1 protein-coding gene is annotated in these 472 nt (G+C 60.2%); it reads right to left on the reverse strand.

All coding sequences use genetic code 11. From position 1 onward, the window contains the following. The coding region (locus tag AC5ZG1_RS44305) for a hypothetical protein (protein ID WP_496136556.1) at positions 1 to 472 on the reverse strand (472 nt) is incomplete at both ends.

The following is a 472-nucleotide window of genomic DNA, read 5'->3' on the forward strand; positions in this document are numbered from 1 at the left end:
GCCATCCCTGATGTGGCGGCCCACGCCGCTTGACCATGTACTTCGCGACACTTGACTGTGCGACTTGAAACCCGAGCGTGAGCAGTTCACCGTGAATACGTGGTGCGCCCCAGAGCGGATTGTCGCCGCTCATCCGCCGGATCAACGCGCGGAGCTCCGTGTCGATCTTCGGTCGCCCTCCCCGTGCGCACGAGTTCCAGCGCCAGTAGCAGGGAAAGCCGGCACGATGCCACCGCACGAGCGTCTCGGGCCGGATGATGGTAAGAACTTTCAGGATTGATGGAAACCAGCGATACAGCTGGATAAAGAACCAGCGATCATGGTTCGTGAGCCGGACGCGACCATGCAGCCTACGCCTCAAGACCATCAACTGATGTCGAAGCACCGCGTTCTCGGCTTCAAGCCGCAACTTCGACTTGAATGGCGAGGCCAGGGCGGAAAGAACGAAGCAAAACAGCCCGATCATTCCGCC

The organism is Bradyrhizobium sp. Leo78, assembly GCF_059512425.1.